Origin of the sequence: Sinorhizobium sp. P24N7 (assembly GCF_042436655.1) — a bacterium.
Lineage (GTDB): Bacteria > Pseudomonadota > Alphaproteobacteria > Rhizobiales > Rhizobiaceae > Sinorhizobium > Sinorhizobium meliloti_A.
This window is the reverse complement of sequence record NZ_JBHMIW010000015.1, coordinates 21,902-42,399: the sequence shown is the minus strand read 5'-3', so window position 1 is coordinate 42,399 and position 20,498 is coordinate 21,902. Positions and strand designations below refer to the sequence as shown.

General features: G+C 58.2%; 16 protein-coding genes and 10 pseudogenes. 17 read left to right on the top strand and 9 right to left on the bottom strand.

The genetic code is table 11. The features are described 5' to 3' along the window. Positions 1 to 711: 711 nt before the first annotated feature. From ACFHWW_RS24400 to ACFHWW_RS24385, 4 genes and pseudogenes are all read left to right on the top strand, one after another. The gene (locus tag ACFHWW_RS24400; RefSeq protein ID WP_379941295.1) at positions 712 to 2,568 is read left to right on the top strand and encodes an adenylate/guanylate cyclase domain-containing protein; all 1,857 of its coding nucleotides are present in this window, start codon (positions 712 to 714) and stop codon (positions 2,566 to 2,568) included. Positions 2,569 to 2,866: 298 nt separating this feature from the next. After that, positions 2,867 to 3,156: pseudogene (locus tag ACFHWW_RS24395) on the top strand (hypothetical protein). 134 nt (positions 3,157 to 3,290) lie between these two features. Continuing rightward, positions 3,291 to 4,178 (top strand): hypothetical protein, encoded by an 888-nt coding sequence (locus tag ACFHWW_RS24390; RefSeq protein ID WP_379941293.1) that lies wholly within the window; start codon positions 3,291 to 3,293, stop codon positions 4,176 to 4,178. After that, positions 4,175 to 4,579 (top strand): hypothetical protein, encoded by a 405-nt coding sequence (locus tag ACFHWW_RS24385; RefSeq protein WP_379941291.1) that lies wholly within the window; start codon positions 4,175 to 4,177, stop codon positions 4,577 to 4,579. Before ACFHWW_RS24390 ends, ACFHWW_RS24385 begins: the two co-directional genes overlap by 4 nt. A gap of 268 nt (positions 4,580 to 4,847) precedes the next feature. Here ACFHWW_RS24385 and ACFHWW_RS24380 read toward each other — a convergent pair. The 4 genes and pseudogenes from ACFHWW_RS24380 to ACFHWW_RS24365 all read right to left on the bottom strand — a co-directional run. Further along, positions 4,848 to 5,296, bottom strand: a pseudogene (locus ACFHWW_RS24380) (transposase); the annotation flags it as partial. 393 nt (positions 5,297 to 5,689) lie between these two features. Beyond that, positions 5,690 to 5,998 carry a PilZ domain-containing protein gene (locus ACFHWW_RS24375; protein ID WP_379941289.1) on the bottom strand — a complete coding sequence of 103 codons (309 nt, stop codon included), beginning with the start codon at positions 5,996 to 5,998 and terminating at the stop codon, positions 5,690 to 5,692. 31 nt (positions 5,999 to 6,029) lie between these two features. Then, a complete protein-coding gene (locus ACFHWW_RS24370) occupies positions 6,030 to 7,106 on the bottom strand; it encodes a diguanylate cyclase domain-containing protein (protein WP_379941287.1) in 1,077 nt (358 codons plus the stop codon). Between the two features lie 876 nt (positions 7,107 to 7,982). Beyond that, positions 7,983 to 8,380, bottom strand: a pseudogene (locus ACFHWW_RS24365) (ISL3 family transposase); the annotation flags it as partial. A gap of 559 nt (positions 8,381 to 8,939) precedes the next feature. Between ACFHWW_RS24365 and ACFHWW_RS24360 the strand changes: the two are divergent. The 7 genes and pseudogenes from ACFHWW_RS24360 to ACFHWW_RS24330 form a co-directional block, all read left to right on the top strand. Continuing rightward, positions 8,940 to 9,800, top strand: coding sequence for an FAD binding domain-containing protein (locus ACFHWW_RS24360; protein ID WP_379941285.1), 861 nt, complete (start codon positions 8,940 to 8,942; stop codon positions 9,798 to 9,800). Continuing rightward, positions 9,800 to 10,276 carry a (2Fe-2S)-binding protein gene (locus ACFHWW_RS24355; protein WP_275598465.1) on the top strand — a complete coding sequence of 159 codons (477 nt, stop codon included), beginning with the start codon at positions 9,800 to 9,802 and terminating at the stop codon, positions 10,274 to 10,276. Before ACFHWW_RS24360 ends, ACFHWW_RS24355 begins: the two co-directional genes overlap by 1 nt. A 2-nt stretch (positions 10,277 to 10,278) precedes the next feature. Next, the gene (locus tag ACFHWW_RS24350; RefSeq protein WP_379941283.1) at positions 10,279 to 12,531 is read left to right on the top strand and encodes a xanthine dehydrogenase family protein molybdopterin-binding subunit; all 2,253 of its coding nucleotides are present in this window, start codon (positions 10,279 to 10,281) and stop codon (positions 12,529 to 12,531) included. A 9-nt stretch (positions 12,532 to 12,540) separates the two neighbouring features. Next, complete coding sequence (locus ACFHWW_RS24345) at positions 12,541 to 12,786, top strand: MoaD/ThiS family protein (protein WP_379941281.1); 246 nt, start codon at positions 12,541 to 12,543, stop codon at positions 12,784 to 12,786. A gap of 106 nt (positions 12,787 to 12,892) precedes the next feature. After that, a pseudogene (locus ACFHWW_RS24340) lies at positions 12,893 to 13,078 on the top strand (SOS response-associated peptidase); the annotation flags it as partial. A 117-nt stretch (positions 13,079 to 13,195) separates the two neighbouring features. After that, positions 13,196 to 13,789, top strand: a pseudogene (locus ACFHWW_RS24335) (DUF6088 family protein). Further along, positions 13,782 to 14,153 (top strand): annotated as a pseudogene (locus ACFHWW_RS24330) (nucleotidyl transferase AbiEii/AbiGii toxin family protein); the annotation flags it as partial. The pseudogenes ACFHWW_RS24335 and ACFHWW_RS24330, both read left to right, overlap by 8 nt. On the opposite strand, the gene ACFHWW_RS24325 reads toward ACFHWW_RS24330, so the two are convergent. From ACFHWW_RS24325 to ACFHWW_RS24305, 5 genes and pseudogenes are all read right to left on the bottom strand, one after another. Beyond that, a complete protein-coding gene (locus tag ACFHWW_RS24325) occupies positions 14,140 to 14,352 on the bottom strand; it encodes a hypothetical protein (protein ID WP_379941279.1) in 213 nt (70 codons plus the stop codon). The pseudogene ACFHWW_RS24330 and the gene ACFHWW_RS24325 sit on opposite strands and share 14 nt — an antisense overlap. A 218-nt stretch (positions 14,353 to 14,570) precedes the next feature. Further along, positions 14,571 to 15,089 (bottom strand): DUF4334 domain-containing protein, encoded by a 519-nt coding sequence (locus tag ACFHWW_RS24320; protein ID WP_379941277.1) that lies wholly within the window; start codon positions 15,087 to 15,089, stop codon positions 14,571 to 14,573. After that, a complete protein-coding gene (locus ACFHWW_RS24315) occupies positions 15,055 to 15,969 on the bottom strand; it encodes a hypothetical protein (protein ID WP_379941275.1) in 915 nt (304 codons plus the stop codon). The genes ACFHWW_RS24320 and ACFHWW_RS24315 overlap by 35 nt, the downstream gene beginning before the upstream one ends. Before the next feature lie 32 nt (positions 15,970 to 16,001). Further along, positions 16,002 to 16,242, bottom strand: a pseudogene (locus ACFHWW_RS24310) (ATP-dependent DNA ligase); the annotation flags it as partial. A 168-nt stretch (positions 16,243 to 16,410) separates the two neighbouring features. Next, a pseudogene (locus ACFHWW_RS24305) lies at positions 16,411 to 16,738 on the bottom strand (histidinol dehydrogenase); the annotation flags it as partial. A 325-nt stretch (positions 16,739 to 17,063) separates the two neighbouring features. Between ACFHWW_RS24305 and ACFHWW_RS24300 the strand changes: the two are divergent. The 6 genes and pseudogenes from ACFHWW_RS24300 to ACFHWW_RS24275 all read left to right on the top strand — a co-directional run bounded on the left by ACFHWW_RS24300 (position 17,064) and on the right by ACFHWW_RS24275 (position 20,433). Next, positions 17,064 to 17,522, top strand: a complete 459-nt coding sequence (locus ACFHWW_RS24300; RefSeq protein ID WP_379941273.1) for a helix-turn-helix domain-containing protein — start codon at positions 17,064 to 17,066, stop codon at positions 17,520 to 17,522. 214 nt (positions 17,523 to 17,736) lie between these two features. Continuing rightward, a complete protein-coding gene (locus ACFHWW_RS24295; RefSeq protein ID WP_379941271.1) occupies positions 17,737 to 18,114 on the top strand; it encodes a hypothetical protein in 378 nt (125 codons plus the stop codon). Between the two features lie 219 nt (positions 18,115 to 18,333). Further along, a pseudogene (locus tag ACFHWW_RS24290) lies at positions 18,334 to 18,554 on the top strand (hypothetical protein). Positions 18,555 to 19,326: 772 nt separating this feature from the next. Beyond that, positions 19,327 to 19,703: pseudogene (locus ACFHWW_RS24285) on the top strand (hypothetical protein); the annotation flags it as partial. 57 nt (positions 19,704 to 19,760) lie between these two features. Beyond that, positions 19,761 to 20,120 carry a type II toxin-antitoxin system RelE/ParE family toxin gene (locus ACFHWW_RS24280; protein ID WP_379941269.1) on the top strand — a complete coding sequence of 120 codons (360 nt, stop codon included), beginning with the start codon at positions 19,761 to 19,763 and terminating at the stop codon, positions 20,118 to 20,120. Then, positions 20,110 to 20,433, top strand: coding sequence for a helix-turn-helix domain-containing protein (locus ACFHWW_RS24275; protein WP_379941267.1), 324 nt, complete (start codon positions 20,110 to 20,112; stop codon positions 20,431 to 20,433). Before ACFHWW_RS24280 ends, ACFHWW_RS24275 begins: the two co-directional genes overlap by 11 nt. The last annotated feature ends 65 nt before the right edge of the window (positions 20,434 to 20,498 follow it).

Here is a 20,498-nt window from a genome sequence, read left to right as displayed (position 1 = left end):
CGATCCTTCGAGCACAAAGCCGAAATATGTGTGATCGGACGGCCGTCCACCTGCTCGCCACGAACGGCAATCGCAGTCCTCGGTCCGACCTGAAGAGACCACGGCGACATACCTATCTCCGGGCTCCACAACGACTGCACCGGAGACTATCGGTCCAGCCAAAAAAAGTGGCATTGTCAAAAGGCTTTGCGGACAAGAAGATTTCAGCACAGTTGAATGTAGAGAGCAGGGAATTTCCCTATGACCGCCCCCTCGCCTTCCATACTTGATCTTCTTGCGCGCCGCGTTCCGGGCGCCCTCGAACAGCCGTTTTACACGTCGCCGGCGACCGCGGGCGGAAGGAGCTGGGCAAGTAAAATACGATTACAGAAAACCCCCAATTTGTTACTGGAAAGCCTAATACCTTCGTATAAGATTTGCCATGCAACGATACATCTTCTAGCAAAGCCATTGCTGATAGTAGGCTTTGCGGCGGACCGTATTGCCGTGTCCTTGCTCTATATTTCCAACCTTCAATTACTGCGAAAAAGCCCTGACCGGAGACGGTCAGGGCTCCGCCTTATGCGAGTCCATCTGGTCTGTCCCCGAGCAGAGAGACAAATGAGGGTCGCGAAGATGCGCCCGCTTTTGAAGCTCATTCATTAGCTTCCCGTGAAATATTCGGCTGAGTCATGTACAATGCTCGGCGGGAATTCAGGTGGGGACTAACACATGGAGCGCCGGTTATCTGCAATGCTGGCCGCCGATGTGGTCGGCTACTCCGCTTTGATGGAGCGAGACGAAGCAACGACGTTTGAACGCCTTCGATCGCGACGCACCGAGCTGTTTGAACCAGAGATTACGAGGCACCATGGACGCGTCTTCAAGCTCATGGGCGATGGCCTCCTGGCGGAGTTTGGGAGTGTCATCGATGCCGTCGAATGTGCGGTGTCTCTCCAGCGCGGAATGACGGAGCGCAATGCTGCAGTCCCCCAAGAGGAACGGTTTGACGTTCGGATCGGCATCAATACCGGAGAAGTCATCGTTGACGGCGAGGACCGGTACGGTGAAGGCGTGAACGTCGCAGCCAGGCTGGAGCAACTCGCGTTTCCAGGCGGAATCTGTGTTTCAGGCAAGGTGGCTAAGGAGGTCGAGAAGAAGCTCGCGTTTGGCTTCGACCCGGCGGGGCGGCAGAAGGTAAAGAACATCGAAGAGCCTATTGAGGTCTATCACGTCCGCATCGACGCGCAGCCACGCCGACGGATTTTGCGCAGGCGCAGAAGTGGGCGACTTTGGCGGCCACTTGGCGTCGCGGCGACTATCATGGTGGCCCTAGCGGCCGTGTGGATGGCGCTCTATGGCCCGTTGACAACGTCGTCTCCTGGGGGATCCAGTACGATCCCGTCTGTCGCCGTGCTTCCATTCAAGGATCTGAGTGCCGACAAGAGCCTAGGCTATTTGGGAGAAGGAGTGGCGAACGACGTCATCGCTATCCTATCGCGCTTTTCCGACATTGCGGTCGTATCGCGAACCTCGTCCTTTGCTTACCAGGGGAAGGAAGGCGATATCCGCGAAATCGGCAAGGAGTTGGGCGTTGGCTATGTCGTCGAGGGTAGTGTGCGCAAAGAAGGCGACAGGGTCCGCATTGTTGCGCAGTTGGTCAACGCCAACACGGGGGACCATGTCTGGGCAGACCGCTTCGACAAGGCCGGAACCGACCCGTGGGCGCTCCAGGATGAGTTGACCGGCAAGATCGTGGGGGCCATGACGGGTGAATTCGGAGCCATTCGCAAGGCTGACTACAGTCAGGCCTGGGGTAGGGACAGCACCAATCTCGATGAATACGACTATTACCTGCGCGCGGAAAGCCAATTGAACCTCTACACAAAGGAAGGTCTAGAGCGATCCGGCGAAATTTCACGACAGGGTCTGAAGGTGTTTCCCGCCTCCCCCCTGTTGACCGTGGAGCTGGGGTGGTCTCATTGGCTAAAGGTCGCGCTGCTCTACAGTTCTGACCCGCAGAAAGATCTTCAGGAGGCGGAGCGGCTGGTCAATCAGGTTCTCGCCGACAAGAACTTAAGCCCGCAGGTAACGAGACTGGCAAATTGGCTCAATGCTTGGCTCCTGACGCTCAAGCGGGACCATGATGGCGCTATTGCGGCAATGAACAAGGCCATCGCGGCCGCACCCTATAATGCGTTCACCCTCACCGATGCAGGAAGTATCTTCCTACAGGCCGGGCAGCCCGAAAAGGCGCTGGAGCTGACAGACACGGCAGCTGCTCGGGACCCGGGGCTGTCTTGGTTTTTTAACTATGTGCGAGGTTTCATCTACATCGTCCTTGGCAAAAACGAAGAAGCCGTCGAGGTGCTCAAGACCACGGAATTTGCCGACGCTCCGTTGCAACTAGCGATCGCCTATATGCGTCTCGGGCGCGACGCCGAGGCCCAAGCTGCCGTGGCTAAGATGCTGAAGTCAGCGCCGACTGCAACGATCCAGTCCTGGCGGCAGGCTTGGAACTTCCGAGACAACGCTATTCTGGATCAAGCATCGGCCGACCTTGCACGCGCCGGCCTGCCGTCTCAATAGGCAAGACGTTAGCATGCCAACAAACAGCATTCGCGGCCAAGTGTCTGTTATCCTTCACCTTGAAGGGAATCGAACCGTCGGCGGCGTCGCCCGCCGGCGACAAGCCGGTCGACTGGTAAACGCTCAAGAATTTCGGCCGCCACACGCTCCGCAAGCTCGAGGACCGCGGGTACATCGGGGTCAGCGCGGAGACAGTTCGGCATGGCAATCCGAATGAAATCTGGCTCACAAAGGCTGGCAAAAAGCAATGCGCGATTTGGATGCGCATCGATCGAAATACCTGGTGCTGTGAAATAGCATGAGCATCACGACCGCTTTCATTGCCGAATGATCAGAGCCGCAAACGAAGCGGCCAAGCTCAGCTCGTACGAGATAAGCAGGCTGCTTGATCGGTCGGTTGCCACGACACGCGACATGCGCGAGCAGACCGGCATTCCAGGCAGCAATTGTGCGGAGGATGTAGTGATTGATCTTCAAGTCGCCTCGGCACGCGCCCCTGACCTATCTGCTGCGGAGACCAGAGACGTCCTGCTGGACGCGGCTGATATCATCAGGACGCTGAAAATCCTGCTGGAGGAGAAGGAATAACGCTAGGCGCCGGACCCGCTTGGTGCCACTTTTAGAGGCCGCTCGAGAACGAGCGCTTATGAGAAGTTCCTTGCATCCGCAATCACTGATGTTACCCTGAAGGAATTGCACCGCTCTGCAGGGGGACTCGACCGATGTCGATGTTTAGGGCGCTTCTGATCACTTCGCTTTCTCTCGTGTCAGCCGCCGGCGCGGAGGCGCAAGAACCCAATTGCGCATTGAGAACCTGTCCGGGCAAGGCGCCAAATCGACACGGTGACGCCAATTACCAATTCAGGACGACCAGCCGCGTCTACAAAGACGGCCGGGACGAAATGTTCGTAACCTGTGTTCAAAACACGGGCGACAAGGACATGGAGGTTAACTGGGTAATTCCAGGGCCTGAAACGGTGGTACTCAAAGGCTGCGCCGTGACCGCTCCTCGACCCCACGACACTCGGCGGATATTGGACAATCACAAGGGCTGCCTCAGGTACGGCGCATCCTGGAAATGGACGAAAGCGCCCTTCATTCCCCACGCTTCGGACGCCGGCTCAATATCAGGCGAAGTCGGAGACTGCCGCAGCCTTTACGTTGTGGACGCGCAACCGGTTCCATCCCAACCTCGCAATATACGGATCGAAGCCGAGCGGTTCGGATCATCCGTCTACGAAGAATTCCAGCGGACTCTCTCCAGAATATTCTACGCTCTAAGCGTCGACGTGAACCGCGAGGAGAACGTCTATAAAACCTCAATTAAGATAACGATTACCTCTGCATACAAAGACCAACCGGAGTATTATTCCAACGGTTTCGAAATTCGAGCGTCAGAAGACATTGGTTCTACGGAATACATGGCATCAGCATCTGGGAACGCGCAAGGCGGGGAATTTGCCGATGGTGGCCTAATTGAATATACGCTTCCAATTCCCGAGAAAGCTGTTCAAAGATTCCTGCGATACCGAGTTCTGTCCTCAGACGACAAGCAAGTCGCCTCATTCGATGTGCCCATTTGGATCCCGGCTCCGAACCTGAACCCATGAAAAATGCCGGCGACATCCTTGCCGTTGTATCAGGCCTCGCGGTCTCCATGACGATGTTCTATCAACCTATCGAGGGCACCTGGCTGGGCCATGATGGCTGGGCGGCGCAGAACTTGAGAATTGCGGCTTTCGTCGGTGCCCCCTGTGGGGTGCTTTTGTTTTGGCTGCGAAAGCATATCTGGCGGTCAGTGCTCGCCGCATTGACGGTGGTCTTCCTTATGGCACTCATCGGCTGCGCCGTCACAAGCGTTTACCTCAGCGACAGCGTGCCAACATACCCCAACATAGCCGACCAGGTATTCTACAGAGATGTGCTCTGGAAGAATGCTCATTTGGCGATGCTGATATCGGCCACGCTCCTGGTCTATTCAGCTTTCGCTTACCGCTCCGCTGGCCCTTGAGTGGCTGTGCCCAGAAGCTCGAACATCTTCGCGTCGGCTAAATCGGATCTCGTGCTCTCCGAAAACTAGCAGAGCAGAAGTTGCGTGTCGTGTATATCGACTTCACCGCCGTTCTCGTCCAGATTGATATCTGAATGGCTATAATCTCAGATTTGAGCGCCCGCGCCATACAAAGCCCTGACAATAGAATTCACGGCAAGGCTCACACTCTCTAAATAACATTTCGTTCATGGACAACAATATAGAAAACATACACGAAGCGAAGCGCTGCGGCACGCGCGGCGATATTCGACCGGGCGACACCTAGAGTTTCGCAGACGGTCTTCATTCCAAAATCCCCCTCGGAAGAGAGAGCGAGCGCAACAGATGTTTTTTTGGGCCGCCGGCGATTTCGAGGGCTTCCTTCAGGATTTCGCTCTCCATCGTCTTCTTGCCCAACAGTCGTTGCAACTCCTTCACCTGCGCCTGAAGCGCCCCGCATTCGGATGCCGGAACAACCTCCTCTTCGGCGGCAGTCGCCGTCAATGCCCCTTGGGACGCCAGCTTGCGCCAGGTGAACAACTGGTTCGGCTGAATGCCGTGCCGACGCGCGACGATGCTCACCGTCGCGTCCGCATCATAGGTCTCGTGGATGATCGCCAGCTTCTCTGCCGTGCTCCAGCGCCGCCGACGTTCCGGCCCGGAGAGAACTTCCATCTTAAAATTGCTGCTAGTTATATTACCAACATTACTCCTACCCACTTAGCTAAGTGGGGGAGCATGTCCGGACCTTTCGGGGGCTAATTCAAAATGTAACATGGTTCCAGGGCCGAAAGCAGAAGGTTCGTCTGGCGCTGGGCGAGATCGGTGACCGATGCCTCTCCAACGTTGGCCGCCATTAGTCGAACAGCTTTGTTTTGGAACACGCTCATCCTAGGCAACCTACATCAAACACGACGTGCCCATCTGATATGTCTTAAAGTTGAACGTTGGTTTAATTTCAACCGATCGGCACGGGTTTCGCGGTCGGATCGATAACCGCCCGAAGCGAAGCGTGGACGGGCGCGATGCTGCAACGTCGTTTTGCTCTGGCGTTCATAAACGAGGACGTCCACCCCTGGCCAACTCTAGTCAGGTCCGGAAGAACTTATAATATGACGCAATCTGGGCCGCTGTGTTGGAGGATAGCTTGAGCTTAATTCCGATCCGATCGCCTCTGTTCCATCGAACGATGCCAGTCAAAAGGCCGAGCTCTTCGCTTCGAATCGTCACCTCTTGTCCCGTACGGGCGCCTATGTCGAAGAAAAGCTGAAAGCAAATTCCCTCCTCGGAAAGGTCCTTGACGACGCCGTTGCTCGATCCCGTTTTGCAACTGACGTTTCCAGTTATTTTGGTCTGGGTTCTCGGGGAGAAACGCTGAGTACTGTCCTTATGTACCATAGTTTACCTCTTTTAGTTATTTGATAGATAGTCAAGCGCGGTAGAGCATCCAATCCTTCCGTTCGCCATCGGCGCCGTTCGCCGCAAAGAATAGGACCTTGTCGCTTGCCGTGTCGGTCGCGGTTTGCAGGGCCACTTCTGCATGCCCAACCAGTTCGGATGCGGTAACGGCATCATAAGTCGTGCTGCATCCGAAGCGCGCCGCGACGGTCGGCATTCTTCCGTGGCGGCTGCCGAAAGCGGTAAGGCAACTCCTTCGGACATGCTCCGCCATTTTCTGGATTTCCGCCTCTGCGCTCGTCCGGAGAAGAATGCCGACCTGCGGCCGCTCAAGCCAGGCGGCGAAATCTGATGCCTGCATGGCACGGGCTATAATGAAGCCGAGGCGCTCCAGGATCGCCTCTTTTAGCCTGAAGAGCTCTTTGCCCTCGAAGGACTCGAACGATACCAGATTGCAGAGAAGAAGTGACGCTCCCTCCGGACAACGATCGCCGCCATAGAGTTCCGCAAGCTTTTTGTTGAAGCCGCGCCGGTTGGCGAGATTCGTGGCCAGATGCGTGAATTTCGTGCGCTCGAACGCCTCCACATCCTCTGTAATTGCAGCCACCGTCGAAATCTGCGTCGACACGCGCTCGAGTATTCGGCTGTTCGCCGAATGCTGGACCTCGGTTATTTGGCGGATCGTCTGAAGTTGGGACTGGATCGCCCTGGTGTCACGCGGATCGACGGACGAGATCTTACCTGTCGCCTGGCCAAGCATGCTGGTGTAAGTGGAAAGCGACACCTGACCCGACAGCAAAGACTCCTTCAAGGTCGCCAATTCGTCTTGCAGGCGATTTGCAGATTCATCATGGATTGACTTTCCAAAGTGGTGCGGCAGGTAGACACGTGTCAGCGCCTCGAGCTCTTCGTCTGCAATCGGCTTGCTGAGGCGGGCAAATTTTTCGCGAAGTTCGGGATTGTTGCCGCTGATGATCTCGTACATGAGCTCGTAGTTCACCGGCGAGGCGTCGATCTCCAACCGGGTCAAGGTAGCAAACACCGCGTGGTACAGTTCTTTGCGGCTCTGCGGCGCAAGCTGTTTTGGGGAAGAATTCACAATTGCCATCAAGCAGCGCCTTCCAAGGAAGCGTCGCGGGCAACGGCCCTGCGACGACGTCGAACAGGTACGTGCGAGGTCAAAGCCTCGGATGAAACTTACGGCAGGAGTTGTCGTATCCGACACCGCGTTCATGCGGTTGAGGTGACGCTAGTGCATCTGATCGGACAACCCAGAGTACGACTGAGTATATTAACAACCAGTGAAACCAGATGGAGCTGCCGTACCCTTAAAATCAGGCGGCGAATCGCCTTGTCTCGGACAAGTGAAGGCACTGCTCTTCTTCCTCGTCGACAGCGCACCAGTCACAGATTCGAAACAGCTCGATCCTCACTTCTGACTCGCGATGCCGCAGCATCAGCTTATCTGCTTCGCGGCTCATGTAAGAGGCAATGTATGATCGGACTTCCCCGTCATCGTCGATGACCTCGAATACGTATCTCAAATGAGTTCTCCAAATTCTTGGCGCTAAGGGCGCGAAATGTCCGGCGGTCCGCGGGTGCGTTCGCGTAAAAATTCTAAGTAGATCAGTACTACTGAAAACGAATAGTCACTATTCTTTTTGCGTGCACGCGATTGGCACTTACTGCTTGTGGGTTCCTATTCATGCTTGCGATTTGTTGATGCATTATTAAGAGTGCGATTTGGCGGAGCCGTCTCTTGGGAAAACGGACGAACACCAGTCCTCACGTCCGGTGGGCCAACGCCATTTAGGGGTTCCCCTTGATACATTATCCGATCATTTTGGCCCAGAGAGTGAACATCACAGCACAAGGTTTGGGGGCTCGTGGAAGAACAAATCTGTCCGGCCCTTAAGGCGCGTCCCCCGCTTGGGTCTGAAAACAACAGCATCGCGCCCATGCCGGCCATTCGAGCTGCATTCATAACGACCGAATGGCGCTCGAGATCGACCATGATCGTGCCGTACCGCAAGGAATGTGGCCAGCTCCAATCATCAATGCCCAGGACCCGAATATTGTCTTTTTGTATGGTCGCCGGATTATCGCGCTTCAATTGCCGCAAGATCGTGTCGGCGCTGACCGGCGAGCCGAGCCGATGCATCAAGTATTCACCCGGGCGACCACCCATCCTATAGCGAATCAACGCGACAATCTCAGCCATCCGTTCAGTTCCTCGCCTGTAGGGCGAAGCAATCTCGGGCAACCTGTCGATGAACGTCCGTCGCCGCATTTTCGGTGTCTACACTGCCACCGGTTCAGTGCGAGGTTGATTTTCACAACTTGACCCTGAACAGGCAATCCTGGGAGGCGGCGGTTATGCCAGCAATCCGATGGCGGGCGATGTCGCGGTCTTCACCCATATCGTGGAGCCAGACATCTCCATGAATGGCGAGGCACAGCGATCGCGAGCGCGAAACCATCGTCTTCAGCCGCGAAGGCGGCGATTGGCTCACTTTTTCACGAACACCCGTCCATGACTCCTCGACTGAGCATTATCAAGAATGCACAGAGGGTATCGCCTCGGGATCGCCGTTCACGTCCGTCTTTTGGGCGGCAGCCGTAGTTCCCGGCACCGAGCCACCGGTTTCCTGCTGCTCGGCCTCACTGCGGAGTGGTTGCTGTTGTCTTATGGTAGCGCCATTTGCCGCTGACATCCTCAAGCAGATCAATGCCATATCTCGGAGAAGGTGGCCAACGGGGGTCCGAGCAAGGAGGACCATAGATAAGGCCGAGAACGAGACGCTGGCTTGCAAGCAGCCAACGCATCCCCTAGCGTTGATCGCAGAGTTTCGGGTCTTAGCTCCAAAACAAGACGTACCCGCAGTATCCCATGGGTCGGCAGGTTCGCTTCTGACTCGAGTTCATCACGAGGAGGATTCTATTGCGTTATATTCGTCCGAGTACGTTGGAGGACGCAGTTGGCCTGTTGGCGGAGGCCTCAGGCAAGGCGGCGGTTCTGGCCGGCGGGAGCGATCTGCTGGTGAGAATGAAGGGCGGCTTTGTCGAACCTGAACTCATCATCGACATCAAAGCCATAGACGCCCTGGGCCACATAACCGAAAGCGACGAAGGTTTCGTCATCGGCGCCGCCGTGCCATGCGCAGTCCTCAGCGAAAACGCCGCGCTCCGAGGAGCATGGCCTGGAGTGGTAGAGGGAGCCAATCTCATCGGCTCCAAGCAAGTACAGGGGCGTTGCACCATCGTCGGGAACCTCTGCAATGCGTCACCTGCGGCTGACAGCGTGCCGCCATTGGTGGCGGCGGGCGCCAAGGCTCTGATCAGAGGACCGGCCGGCTCGCGCACGATTGCCGTCGAAATGGTGGCAAACGGACCCGGCAGGACGTCGCTTGCGCCCGGAGAGATCATCGAGGCCATTCTGCTCGACAGGCGCCAGCCACGTTCGGGCGACGCCTATCAGCGGTTCACGCCACGTACCGAAATGGACATTGCCGTCGTTAGTGCCGCAGTGAATCTCACCCTTGATGATCAGGGTGTCGTCCAATCCGCGCGTGTCGCGCTTGGCGCCGCAGCGCCGACGGTGCTTCTCGTCGAGGAAGCAGCCAAAATCCTGGTCGGCTCCCGAGTGGACGATAGAGCATTGGACCGCCTTGCAGAGGCATGTTCCGGCGCCTGTCGCCCCATAGACGACAAGCGAGGCACCGTGGAATTCCGAAGGAAAGTCGCGGGAGTGCTGGCCAAGCGGGTCGCGCTGACCGCCTATCAACGTGCAGGACAGAAGTGATGGCAGGCATAGCAGTTTCGACGATCATCAATGGCGATAAAGCCGAGTTTCTCTGTCACGCAGACGAGACGTTGCTTGATGTGTTGCGCGATCGCCTGGGGCTCATGGGGGTGAAGGAAGGTTGCGGCACAGGTGACTGCGGCGCCTGCAGCATCATTCTCGAGGACCGCCTCGTTTGCTCCTGCCTCGTGCTTGGGGCCGAGGCGGAAGGCCGGCGCATCGAGACGGTCGAGGGCATGGCGCAGGGTGACAAGCTTCATCCGCTGCAGCAGAAGTTCCTCGAGCATGCCGCCCTGCAATGTGGCATCTGCACACCCGGCTTCCTCATTGCGGCCAAGGATCTGCTGGCCAAGAATCCGGATCCGACGGAAGAGGAAATACGGTTCGGCCTTGCCGGAAATCTCTGTCGCTGCACCGGCTATGACAAAATCGTGCGTGCCGTTCAGGACGCCGCAAGGGTTATGAGAGGAGCATGACCATGAATTTTGATCCCAGCCACTCGACACGCAGCTTCTCCTCCGTGGGCACCCGTCCCATCCGGCCGGATGGAGTCGACAAGGTGACGGGCCGCGCCCGCTACGGCGCGGACTTCAATATGCCCGGCCAGCTGGTCGGACGGATCCTGCGCAGCCCGCATGCCCATGCCATCATTCGCAAGATCGACACGTCGAAGGCCGCGCAGCTTCCTGGCGTCAAGGCGGTTTTGACGGCAGCGGATCTGCCCGACCTCACCCATGGCGACGCGGCGATGTATGACATTCTCGACAACTGCATGGCGCGCAAGAAGGCGCTTTACGACGGTCACGCCGTGGCCGCCGTGGCGGCAATCGATGCACGCACCGCCAAGCAGGCGCTCAAGCTCATCGAGGTCGAGTATGAAGTGCTGCCGCACGTCACAGACGTTGACCAAGCGTTTGCCCCGGATGCTCCGCTCGTCAACGACGCGATCTTCACTACGGGCGTTGATCCGAAGCCCGATCGCCCTTCGAATGTTTCGATGCGGAGCCGGTTCGGGCATGGCGAAGTCGATACCGGCATGGCAAAGGCCGATTTCGTGGTTGAGCGGACATTCAGGACCGAACAGACGCATCAAGGCTATATCGAACCTCACGCCTGTGTGGCCAATGTCAGTACGGACGGCACGGCGGATCTGTGGGTCTGCACGCAGGGCCACTTCGTCTATCGCCAGCATTGCGCACAACTGCTCGGCCTGGATGCCTCCAAGCTGCGCGTGACGTCGTCCGAAATCGGCGGCGGTTTCGGCGGCAAGACCCATGTCTGGGCCGAGCCTGTCGCGCTCGCGCTGTCGCGCAAGGCCGGCAGGCCGGTCAAGCTGGTGATGACGCGTGACGAGGTGTTTCGCGCCTCCGGCCCGACCAGCGCCACGTCGATCGACGTGAAGATTGGCGCATTGAAGGATGGAACGATCATCGCTGCCGAAGCGACACTTCGCTATTCCTGTGGTCCCTATGCCGGATCGTGGGCCGAGATCGGCGCCATGACCGCATTCGCCTGCTACAAGCTCGAGAATGTCAGGACCGTCGGCTACGAAGTGCTGGTAAACCGGCCGAAGACCGCAGCCTACCGTGCGCCTTCCGCGCCGATGGCAGCGTTTGCAGTGGAAAGCGCCATCGATGAACTTGCGAAGAAGGTCGGCATGGATCCGGTCGACTTCCGTATCCGGAACGCGGCACAGGAAGGGACCAAGGCTTCTTACGGTCCGGTCTACGGCCCGATCGGCATTGGCCCGACGCTGGAAGCCGCGAAGAACCATCCTCACATGAAGGCACCCCTTGGCAAGAACCAGGGGCGCGGCATGGCCTGTGGCTTCTGGTTCAACTTCGGGGGCCAGACATGTACCGATCTGAACATCGGAATGGACGGCACGGTCTCGCTCGCGGTTGGCACGGTGGATGTCGGCGGTTCGCGCGCATCGCTCTCACTGGTGGCCGCAGAGGAGCTCGGGATCGACTATTCGCAGGTCAGAACGGTGATCGCCGACACGTCAAGTCTCGGCTATAACGACATGACCGACGGCAGCCGAGGAACGTTCTCATCCTCTATGGCCACAATTTCTGCCGCCCGCAACGCGATCAAAGTCCTCCGCGGGCGTGCGGCGCAGATGTGGGACATTCCGGTCGAGGATGTGACCTGGGAACAGGGCCACGCCGTCGCCAAGGGCGAGACGCATGGAAACCTTCCGAAACTCTCCCTGAAGGAGATCGCGGCAGCATCGGGCACCACGGGTGGCCCGATTGCGGGTCACAGCGAGATCGTCGCCGATGGCGCGGGCGTGTCCTTCGCCACTCATATCTGCGATATCGAGGTCGATCCCGAAACCGGCGCGACAAAGGTGCTGCGTTACACCGTGGTGCAGGATGCCGGCAAAGCCGTCCATCCGACCTATGTCGAAGGACAGTACCAGGGCGGCGCCGCGCAAGGCATCGGCTGGGCGCTCAACGAAGAGTATATCTATGGCAAAGACGGCCGGCTGCAGAATGCCGGTTTTCTCGACTACCGCATTCCCGTGTGTTCGGACCTGCCCATGATAGACACGCAGATTCTGGAGATTCCCAATCCAAACCACCCCTATGGGGTTCGCGGCGTCGGGGAAACGTCCATCGTTCCCCCGCTCGCGGCGGTGGCCAATGCAGTATCCAACGCAGTGGGCGTGCGGATGCAGCATATTCCGATGTCGCCGCCGCGGATCCTGGAAGCACTCGAAGCGTGAGGCGGTCCGATGGTTGAGGTGACGCTCTGGGGTGCGCTCGCCGCGGCGGCCGAGGGCAACAGCAAGGTCGAGGTCGAGGCAAGAGACATCAGGGAACTGTTCAAGAGATTGAGCGAACGGTTCCCTGGGCTGGAGCCGCTCATGGATCGAGGCATTGCGGTTGCAATAGATGGAACTATCTATCGCGACACCTGGTCGAAGCAACTACCTGCGGGAGCGGAAATCTATCTGCTGCCGAGGTTGGCGGGCGGTTGACAACGCGTCAAGATAAGCACGGTTTCTGCCCCGGTAAAGGCATCTGAGGCAACTAGGCCTCAAAACCGACGATCGCTCTCCTTGAGAGGGCCGACCCGCCCATTAAGCAATGCCGGTCCTGCTTCTGACCAAGGAGGAGACTGATGTCTGGATGCGGGCGCCATTGGACGAAGCGAAGGCGCTTGCCCGGCCGCCTCCCAACGATGCGATCATCGTGACGTCGCGTGAGCCCCATGGCGCCACGATCGTCACCAAAGCAGGCGAGCCGGTTACCCAACCGATGCTGTTTTGACGCGTCTTTGATCAATCCCGTCATCAGATGCTTGCACGATAGACGTTCTTCCTGCGGCGGCGCTTTTGCGTTGCAAACTGTCAGAAACTGGCATTTATTTCTGACAGGAGTAGTGCCATGCAAAACCTGACGTCTCAGATCCTGGGCTATGCCGAACAAATGCCGGAAGGTTCTCCCCTTTCGGCAAAGAGCCTTTTGCATCTCGGGAATCGTGCTGCGGTCGACTAGGCCCTTTCGCGTTTGACCGAGCGCGGAGAGCTCGTCCGGGCTGGTCGTGGCATCTACATGCGGCCCGTCAAGAGTCGCTTTGGCAGAAGACCGCCGACGGTCGAACAGGCCGTGGAGGCAGTGGCGCAGCAGCGCGGCGAGATCATCGTTTCCAGTGGCGCCGCCGCGGCGAATGCCTTGGACCTGACCACCCAGGTCCCGGTCCGCTCCGTCTACCTGACATCCGGCCGCAGCCGGACGATGAATCTTGGAGCGCAGAGGGTCGAGCTCAAGCACGTGCCTCGCTGGCAGCTTGCTGTGGCCGACCGGCCGGCTGGCGTGGCGGTCCGGGCGCTTACATGGCTTGGACCCGAGAAGGCCGAGGAGGCACTATCGAGGATTAAGCGAAAGCTCCCGCCGGCCGAGTTTGGCGAGTTGGTGGCCGCAGCACCGCAGTTTCCGACGTGGGTCGCAAGAAGCGTGGGCAGGGCTGCGCATGGCTGACCGTTTTCTGGCGCTGTCAAAGGACGACAGGCGTGAAGCCTTAGCTGTTGCCGCTGACCGCACCGGGCGGCCCATTCATCTGCTCGAAAAGGATGTCTGGGTCGTCTGGACACTTGAGACGCTCTACTCGTCAAAGCTCGGCGAGCACCTGGTGTTCAAGGGCGGCACCCCGCTCTCGAAAGCCTATGGCGTCATTCGACGGTTTTCGGAAGACATCGATCTGACTTACGATATCCGGGCTTTGGCTCCCGATCTTGTCGGCGACAATGACGAGGCACTGCCGAAAACCCGTAGCGAGGAGAAGCGCTGGCCCGGCGAAGTGCGAAAGCGCCTTCCTGTCTGGGTGACCGCTACCAGAGCTCCTCCTCGACCGCCTCTTTGATAGCGCCGACGATATAGTTGACGAGCCCGCCGCCGGCCGCTTCCACCAGCATGTCGCGACTGATGCCCTCCTTCTCCGCATCGGCGAGAAGAGCCTCAACCAGCCTCGACGCGTCGCTCTGCTGCGTGCCGCTGTCGATATGCTCCGATTTCCAGCGTTCAAGGAATTGTTCAGGCTTCATGGCTTGGACCTCCTGACGAGGCGAACCCTCAGGGACGGAAATGGTTCTCAGTATGACGCCATCGAGATTTGGGAAAACCCGGCCGATAAAAGAACAGGGCGCTCGACCCTTGCGGGGAGCGCCCTGTCGGACCCGGACGACCGCGCGGCAGACAAGCTGCTCGGCAAGGCGATCATCGATACGGGTGTCGCGATAGATGATAACCGGCTGCGCGCATTTCAAGGTCCGTTGACACGCTGGAGTTCGAAGAAATATATCCGCTCGTCACCCTTAGTCGTCATCGCGCCCATGATCCTCTCCGCATCGATCTGCCGGAAGTGGTCAACGATCGGCTGATCGTCATAGACCATGGCCGCGCTCTCGACGCCGCCAAACACCATTGTCTTCAAGGAACCGACCGGACCCCTCGCCCGAAGACGACGCTGGAGGTAGGAAAACAGGTTGCTTGCCACGCGCATTCTGCCAACGTCATGAAAACGCAACGCCAGCCGAAGCGGAATCCACTTCGGATCAATCGCGACCAGCCGTTGGTCCCCCGATCGAAACAGCAAGGCATCGGCGCGCATGTCCGGCGTGAATCGTTTGCCGAACCAGCCGAGGTTTTCAAGCACACCGTCGAATGGATGCCCCGTCGGGATGCCGTGTCCTTTCCACAGCCCGACCAGTTCGCGCGGCGCAATCGGCGGCAGGCTTCCGAACTCCTCAAGCGCTGTCTGCTGGTCTTTCACCGGGAGCATCCTTCTTGTCCTTGCGCTCTCTGGCCCGTCGCCTGGATTTGGCGTCGCGCCGCGCGATCCGCAGTTCCTCCAGCGTCGGGATCCACCAGCCCCTTTTGAGCTCGCGCTCGTTCGGCGGCGTTCGGGCCGGCCAGGTCGTCACCAGTTCTTCGAGCGAACCCGATCGCCACGATGTCCAGACATATTCCTGGCAATCTTCTACCGGGAAATAGAACGTGCTGATCGTCGCCGAGTCGGCCAACTCGCCGTCGGTGCCGATGAAGAAGACGACGCCGACATGCGTGCCGATGGCGCGGTTGGAGGGCGGAACATCATCGGCAGGAACGGGATAGCGTTTCCGACGGCGCTCCTTCATCCTCGCCTTGGATGCCTCGTCTTCTTCCGTTCCCTTGATCGCCTCGCGCCGGGCCCGCCGTGCTTCCGGCTCACTGCGCTCGGCCGCCGCCTCGATCGTGGGCCATCGCTTGCGGAGTTCATCAAACGAGCGGTAAGGAACGGTCCATAGCCGGCGATCGGCGTCCCAGCGTGCATGCGGAATTTCCCGGATCTCGTTGACGGCCGTGCGTGAATAGGGTGTCTGGATCTGTAACGTGGCGGGCGTCGCCTCGAGATAGCGGCTTTCGATCGGATCGAAGGCGAAGGCGTCCCTACCCTTCTCATCAGCGAATCTATCGGCCTCCGCCTCCATCTCGGCCAGCCAGCGGCTGATGCGCTTCTCGGCGGTGCGACCCGGAACGAACCAGGCATTCAGCCTGTCGCTCCAGCGGGCCCGCGGGAACGCCTCCCGAAACCGTGCCACCGTTATTCGGTCATGCGGCAGGTCGGTCGTCGCACCCACACGGGTGCGCCTGGAAGCCTTGTCTTTCGTTTCTTCGTCCATCGGTCATGGTCCGGGCCAGCACCTTGTCGCGATCATGCGACCCGTCTGGATTTTCCGAGGCGCTTGATCGCCTGTTCGAGCGGCTGCTCGCCGTCACAATAGTCCTGCCAGGCAGTGGTTTTCGCAAGCAGCGCCGACACGGTTCGGACGGTAAAGCTTCGGGTCGAGATCAGACTTCACCTGCGTCCAGTTGAGCGGCATCGAGACGGTGGCGCCGGGCCGGGCGCGCGGCGAGAGCGGCGCCACGGCGGTCGCCATGCGGTCACTGCGCAGACAACGTACGCTTCACCGCTCGGCTCGCTGGAATTCTTGAAATCGCGGTTGGCACGGTATTTCGAAAGATTGTCAGCCATTGGTGTCGCGGACCCTTCCAGTGGTACGAGGAGCGGCGCCGGCGTCTGCCTCCCGCTCGTCGATGGTCACAGGACGACAACGCCGCTGGCGGTCCGTAGTTTCGCGGGCCGCGTGGGTCCGGGCCAGTTCATTGGCAATGTCGAGCATTTCCTCATGCGTATCGCATACGATAACCTCGCCATAATCCTCCCAACTGGGCCGCGCCGTGTCCGCAGTCGGCACGGATGGCGAGAAGGCGGTCGATTTCCCTCAGCGTCGCATCTGCGAGGGGCCTGCTATTGGTCAACAGGACTGCGGGAGAGTTGTAGCCGTGCTCGGCCTGCCCCAGCAGGTCAGTAGCGCAGATTTCCGCATCGACCGTGCCGTCGGCGATGACGATGGTCTCGGTCGGGCCAGCGAACAGATCTATGCCGACCGAGATCACTGTGGAAAGGGAGGTTCAGGAGATCACCACAAAGCTCGGCGCAGCTAACCGTGTCCAGGCAGTAGCCGAAGCAATTGGTCGGGGTGTCATTTAGCAGCAAGAAAGTGTCCGGATCGCCGAACACCAAAAGAACGTCGCGATGACCAATAAGCCGTGTAGCGCGTCCTGGACGCCTTGAATGGAATCTAACCGCAGACCAGGAAGCTCAATAGAGTTGTTGTTGAGCCCCGGGAGCTTCGGTCGCTTTCGTTTATTTCGTTTATTGCGTCTACTGCGAATATCCAGTAAAGTTGGGTTTCAACGGAGGCCTATAAAAATGACAGTTCCATCAGCAGCCCAGGAACTCGGCGGACGCCTGCCATCGGCCTCTGAAAAAGCTGCAGCAAACCACCTGCGGAAGATATTGGCGGCGCATGCTACCGGCGACGCGAAATTGCGCGTCCTCGACGATGAGACGCAGCAGCCGACGGACATCACCCTTACCCCGGCGCTATCTAGTCTCCTCATGGAGCTATTGAGGCATATTGGCAACGGTGACGCGGTGACACTCGTTTCCGTCAGCAAAATGCTGACGACACAGCAGGCTGCAGACATTCTCAATGTATCGCGGCCATTCCTTGTTTCTTTGCTCGACAAGGGCGAGATCGAGTACTCACTTGTTGGCCGGCATCGGAGAATTCAGGCGGATCATCTTTTCAAATACAAGAAAGAGCGCGACGGGAGGCGGAGTAAGGCCCTTGCAGATCTTGCCGAGCTGGACGCGGAGTATCTGTAAGCTTGTTCGCTAATCGCTTCACTGCCCTCGTCGACGCGTGCACACTAGCAAGTGCACTAAAGAGAAACTTACTCCTGACACTTGCGGAAGCGGAATTTTACCGCCTCCGCTGGTCCGCAACTGTTCTTGATGAAACCCAGAAGGTTATCGAGAAGATCCTGCTGATAAGGACGTCGCCGACGCATCCGTGCGAGCATCGCGCGCGAGAGCAAGCATGGAGACTGCATTCGAGGAGGCTATGGTCGTTGATTTTGATCAGTTTCTCTCCGCCTGTGACGGTCTTCCTGACGAGAACGACGCGCATGTAGTTGCAGCCGCTTTGAAAACGCAGGCTGCGGTAATCGTGACCGAAAATCTGAGGGACTTTTCCGAAGGTTTGCTCCGCAGACTGAACCTTGAAACGAAGTCGGCGGATATCTTTATTGCTGATACTATCGCCTTGGACACCGGCAGAGCGGTAGCAGCAATTAGGCGTATGAGAGAGCGCTTTAGAAAGCCAGAAAAAACCGCGGATATCCTGCTTTTAGATATGGAGGCGAACGGCCTTACGGAAACCGTGGACATCTTAAAGCCTCACCTCCTGTCGCTTTAGATTCCTGAGTTGCGAGGCGCGCTGTAGCCGATCGTCTTATTCCCGTTGATACATTATGCGACCTTCTGGACGGGCATTGCGTCAATCCTTGTGCGCTTAATCCCTCGCCGAGCGCTTGCTTCTGTTGGAGTGGACGGCCCCGAATGGCATCGAAGTGTGCAGGTCCCCGCCATAGACACGATCCGACCGCGGGCGGAAGGAGCTGGGCAAGTAAAATAGATGAAGCAGCTAATCTGGGACTGCCAGAAGGATATTGCCGCCTACCACCCGCCGGAGAGCGGCATTTCGGAGCACGAGCTGGTGAAGATGCTTATGGCCCGTCTGGACGGCCGCCAGGCGAAGGAAGCCTGGGAGACGATTGGAAGGGCTGGTGCCCGGAGGATGACGGCGGGGACGATGACGGCGGCAGCCCCGCTCCTCAAGATCGAGAGATGGCCTGACATAAATAGAGCTGCAGTTGGGATTGGCCAGGCTCCGCTGCAGCTCCGATCGCGACGCTGTCATCATTTAGCTTGGGCCTATTCACCCTGTTCCATCCAAGGGAACCGCTTCGAACGTCGCATGCCTGTATGTTACTCGCAGCGGAGATGGAATCAAGGAAAAGCGGGGGCTTTACTGGACTTTAGTCTGGATCATCGATGACAAACGTCTTAGGCGACCCGCCGTGCGAAACTTCTCAACCATATCGGGAGTTGTCATGCCGAGCGGCTAACCTCGTCGGCCGCTTGGGTGAGTGATGACCTCAGAGCTGTAAAGATCGTCCCTTCTCCGCAGCTCTGAGGCGCCACTGCCCTGCAGCACATCAGGAAAACATGATGCAAAACAGAGACGACTCCGCGTTGCCGGGAAAAAGTGCCTCACCCGAAGAGAACAGGGATTCGGATACTCTGACGGTGAACGATGTGGTGCCAAGGACATTATGGTCGTATGGGAAGTCAGCCTGAAGACCGCTCGACGAGACATTCAAGGCCTTCAGCGCGCCAAGATTGCTCGAGCATGTTGGATCTCGCCAGAAAGACAGGTACCGACGACGTCTCTAGCAGTGACGCGGACCTCATTGACCTCTATGGGGAAAAACAACGCAGCGGCGTGGACGGGTTTGAACCAACGCCCCGCGGTTTTTTCCCACGTGCCTGGGACTATGATAATAACCTCTATCACTTGTCTCGGCTCGGATTGAAGCCATATCTTCGCCGTGGCGGGACGGGTGGCCGGCATCCTGCCGTGCTGCTCGCCGGCGCTGAGGATGCAGGGACTCTGTTCCTAATGACGATCAAGACCACGAGCAAACACGCCTCTTTCGCCAGACAACTTTCTACGAGGCTTGGCGAACTGCGATCTAACGCTATGGGAGCTACAACCCGTACACCGGTTGCGGCGCGATCAAGGGCTTGCTTCCGCATGGTCCCCACAACGTCCGCGATGTCCTTGCCACTCATATCCTAAAGCAAACCGGATCCTACGAGCAGGCAAGGTACGCTTTCCAGGGCACGCCGGAGATGATTGCTAACCCTGCGGGTCCCTTCTCGCCACAAGACAAAACGGCGCTTGCTGCGATGATTTTGAATCAGGTATGGGAAGCGGCGTAGTTCCTGCAAATTTTCCCGGAAACTTGATAGGTGTAGCACGTAGTGCTATATGAAGGGATGTCAGAACGGACTTTCAAAACGGCGTGGTTTTCCAAAGCAGCGAAGAAAGCGCGGATCTCCGACAAGGCCCTTTGCAAGGCGATTGAGCAAGTCGCACGCGGACAGGCAGATGACCTCGGTGGCGGCGTGTTCAAGAAGCGGCTCAACGACAACATGCATCGTTCAATCGTTCTGGCGAAAGCCGGTGAGTACTGGGTGTTCGCCTATCTGTTCGCGAAGAAGGACCGCGCAAACATCGATAACGACGAGCTCCTGGCCTTCCGGAAGCTTGCCGAGCTCTATCGGCGCAAGACACAGGCCGAGCTTGATGCGGAAATCGAGACCGGCGCCCTATTGGAGATTTGCAATGGCGACTAAGCGCAAGTTCAAGAGCGATGCCTTTGAGGCGATCCATAGCGCCGTCGAAGACATGTATTCGGCAGGTACCATCGACAAGGAAACCATGAAGACCTTCGATGAGACTTGCCTTTCCATGCCGCAGGAGCTGACGCCAAGCGAGATCAAGGCGCTGCGCGAGAACAATCATGTCAGCCAACCAGTCTTTGCGCGCTACCTGAACACCAGTGAATCAACAGTGCAAAAGTGGGAAACCGGCGCGAAGCGGCCGAGCGGCCCCGCATTGAAGCTGCTCTCGATCGTCCGGAAACACGGTCTCGAGATGCTGTCCTAGAAGGACACTGCCGCAGACGGATAAGCGCGCGCAGTTCCAGCCGGTATGTTATGTGACACCGTTTT